Origin of the sequence: Blautia sp. AF34-10, from assembly GCF_003477865.1 — a bacterium.
Lineage (GTDB): Bacteria > Bacillota > Clostridia > Lachnospirales > Lachnospiraceae > Fusicatenibacter > Fusicatenibacter saccharivorans.
Genome location: NZ_QUED01000064.1, coordinates 1 through 3,476, shown reverse-complemented (window position 1 = coordinate 3,476; position 3,476 = coordinate 1). Strand labels below are relative to the sequence as shown.

4 protein-coding genes and 1 pseudogene are annotated in these 3,476 nt (G+C 43.5%); all 5 read left to right on the top strand.

The features are described 5' to 3' along the window. Positions 1-104 precede the first annotated feature (104 nt). The 5 genes and pseudogenes from DWZ60_RS16740 to tnpC all read left to right on the top strand — a co-directional run bounded on the left by DWZ60_RS16740 (position 105) and on the right by tnpC (position 3,131). Positions 105-467, top strand: coding sequence for a helix-turn-helix domain-containing protein (locus DWZ60_RS16740; protein WP_117805382.1), 363 nt, complete (start codon positions 105-107; stop codon positions 465-467). Positions 468-611: 144 nt separating this feature from the next. Beyond that, positions 612-815 (top strand): IS66 family insertion sequence element accessory protein TnpA, encoded by a 204-nt coding sequence (gene tnpA / locus DWZ60_RS21360; protein ID WP_227094042.1) that lies wholly within the window; start codon positions 612-614, stop codon positions 813-815. 12 nt (positions 816-827) lie between these two features. After that, positions 828-1,025, top strand: coding sequence for a hypothetical protein (locus DWZ60_RS21355; RefSeq protein ID WP_243038382.1), 198 nt, complete (start codon positions 828-830; stop codon positions 1,023-1,025). Beyond that, positions 1,019-1,363, top strand: a complete 345-nt coding sequence (gene tnpB / locus DWZ60_RS16725; RefSeq protein ID WP_009246070.1) for an IS66 family insertion sequence element accessory protein TnpB — start codon at positions 1,019-1,021, stop codon at positions 1,361-1,363. The genes DWZ60_RS21355 and tnpB overlap by 7 nt, the downstream gene beginning before the upstream one ends. A 150-nt stretch (positions 1,364-1,513) precedes the next feature. Beyond that, positions 1,514-3,131: pseudogene (gene tnpC / locus DWZ60_RS16720) on the top strand (IS66 family transposase). Positions 3,132-3,476: the final 345 nt, after the last annotated feature.

Below are 3,476 nucleotides of genomic sequence, written 5' to 3'. Positions count from 1 at the left end.
CCGATTATAATATCGTATTGTTGATTTTAGTCAACAGTAGACGCTTATTTTTATCATCTATTGTGGATATAATTTAACAATACGAGAGGAGATGTCTTATACTAATGTCGGATAGCGAATTATGTTTACAGGAAATCGGAAAAAGAATTATGGATCGTCGAAAAAAGCTGGGACTCACTCAAGAAGCACTTGCAGAAAAAGGGGAAGTCACTACCCAGTTTGTTTCTTATGCTGAATCAGGGAAGCGAGCAATGAGGCCTGAAAATCTGCTAAAAATCTCCTCTGCTTTAGAAGTAAGTGCCGATTATTTACTCACTGGTGAAATTATAGATAAGGATCTGTTGATTCTTTCAGATAAGCTCCGCCGACTCACGCCTTCACAGGTACGCACAGTTGAAGCTATTATAGATGAATGTAACAACCTTTTTAATCAGAAAGAAATTACCCTTCTCTCTCAAAAAAGGTAAGTGCAAAATAATTCGACGGATTGTGTTGCCCTAAAAAATATCCCATAATAATCAATAGAGAATGCAAGCATTTTACTTCATCTTTTCTTGCTAGAAATGATAGGTGCGAGCATTTTACTCTATTCAAGTTATGGAGGTGTGCTCATGAAAAGCAAAAGAATACCTGTCGAAGAACAATACCGTCTCATCATGGAATGCCGTCAAAGTGGATTGACAGATCATCAATGGTGTGTGGAACATGATATCAAGCCAGGAACTTTTTACAACTGGGTAAAAAGACTGCGTCAGAAAGGTTGTGTGGATTTGCCGGCGTCAACTGGACGCACCTATCGCGCACCAGAAAGCTAGGAAGTTGTCAGAGTGGAGTTTCATGATACTGACCCGATTCCTTATGAACAGCCATTAAATGTAATTCCGGCAGCTACGGAAAGGAATAACTTTTCTGTAGCAGAGTCAATGAAGCTGTCTGTAGGCAGCTTTCATCTAACAATACCAAATGGAACAGATCCTCAGCTTCTGGCTCAAACGCTTCGAATTGTGAAGGAGCTGGAATGTTAGGGGATATCACAGCCGCCGATGAAATCTATATCGTAACAGGCAGAACGGATATGCGGAAATCCATTGACGGGCTGTGTGCTATTGTAGAGGATCAACTCCATATGGATCCAAGGCGAAGTGCCCTGTATCTTTTCTGTGGAAAACGTTGTGACAGGATCAAAGCTTTGCTCTGGGAATCTGACGGATTTGTGCTGCTGTATAAACGTATGGAAGTTCAGGGCAGGTTTCGCTGGCCCAGAAATCAGCTGGAAGTAAAACAATTGACCTGGCAGCAATTCGACTGGCTCATGTCCGGGCTTGAAATCGAACAACCCAAGGCATTCAAACCTACGGAATGATCGCGTAAAACATCTATGCCAACCAACAGAAACGGAGGGGCTTCTCACCCTGTATCATGTCTGAAATTCCTTGTAAATGCTGGGTTTTCTGCTTCTTTTTCATTGCTTTTTATGGTATAATAAGAGCAGTGAAAAAGGAGCAGAAAACATATGGCTGGCAATTCAAAAGATTCAAAAATCCTTGCGTACAAGGACATGATCAACCAACTGAATAAGACGATTTCCACACAGACAGAACGGATCCAGTCTTTACAAAAAAACATTGGAAGCAGACCGGCTGGAAAAAGAAAACCTTCGTCAGCAGATTGAATATCTCACGAAGAAACTTTTTGGTACTTCCAGTGAAAAACGGAAAGATATCGATGGCCAGTTGAATCTTTTTGATGAAGCCGAGCAGGAAGCAGACCCGACATGGGAACAGGAACTTCCTGATGACATCACTGTTCCGGAACATAAGAGAAAAGCAAGACGGACACATGCTGATCTCTTTAAAAATGTTCCTTCCTGCGACGAGATCATTTCTCTTCCGGAGGAGGAGCGAAACTGTCCAACCTGCGGAACGCAGATGGAATGTATTGGGAAAGAATTCGTCCGCCATGAATTTCGTTTTACCCCGGCCAAGGGAAAAGTAGTAAATATCTATCGTGAAACCTATAAATGCCCGGAGTGTGCCATATCAGAGGAACATCCGGATGATCAGACATTTGTCAAAGTCCCTGTTCAGGAACCATTGATCCCGGAAAGTTATGCATCGGAATCCGTTGTCGGATGGGCAATGCACCAGAAGTACCAGAATGGTCTGCCGTTAAACAGGCAGGAAGAGGACTGGAAGCAACTGGGTGTCCCATTAAGCCGGGCTACGCTTGCTAACTGGATCATTTACTGTGCCGAGAATTATCTCCGTCATGTTTATGATTATTTTCACCGTCAGTTACGGATGCGTAAATATCTGATGGCAGATGAACCCCGGGTTCAGGTACTGAATGAGCCGGAGCGTAATCCTGAAACGGATTCCTGGATGTGGCTCTTCCGCAGTGGAGAAGACGGACTTCCGCCGCTCCTGCTCTATCATTATACAGAGACAAGGGCAAAGTTCCATGCAGCATCTTTCCTACAGGGGTTCAGCGGATATCTGGAGACGGATGGATATCAGGGTTATAATAATCTGCCGGATATCAAGCGCTGTTCTTGCTGGGCACATGTGAGACGTTACTTCACAGATGCCATACCGAAAGGGAAAGAGTATGATTACAGCCTTCCGGCAGTGCAGGGAGTACAGTTCTGTTCCAAGCTGTTTGATTGTGAGCGGTACTCAAAAGCAAAAAATCACACTGCGGAGCAGAGAAAACAATTTCGTCTTGAAAAGGAGAAGCCAATACTGGAGGCATTCTGGAATTGGCTGGATCAACAGCGCCCAAACAAAGGAACCCGTTTGGCGAAAGCGGTAAACTATGCCCAAAATCGGAAAGACACCCTGATGACTTATCTGGAAGACGGTCATTGCAGTTTGTCCAATAATCTTAGCGAGAATGCAATCAGGCCATTCACTGTCGGCCGGAAGAACTGGCTGTTCAGTGCCAGTCCGAAAGGAGCTGCCTCCAGTGCTATTGTGTATACAATGGTCGAGATGGCAAAAGCGAATGATCTGAATACCTATAAATATCTGACATATCTCTTATCACAGCGGCCAGACGATAAAATGTCAGATGAACAGTTGGAACAGCTTGCCCCATGGAGCGAGACTGCGAAAACGAACTGTCAAAACTAAAATAGAGTAAAACGCTTGCATCTATTATTTTGGTGCAAGCGTAATTCATGAGTAACGTAGCAATATTTTGCGCTTACTTTTTATCTTTTCCATCTACTGAATAATCTTTGGGTGATTGAGCCACCTGTCCTGTGCGATTGAGCCACACTTCCGTTTTATAGTGAGCCATCATTCCGGTATGGTTGAGCCACACTGTCTTATAATAGATTCATACACAAACATTGTGTAAATCTATTGTAAACGGTAGAATACGAGCACCTTGACAAATAGCAGACCGCTTTTGCGGTCTGTTTATTTTCCGCTGGCTTTTTGCGGCTTTCTAATGTTTTCGGGCAACATATCTGA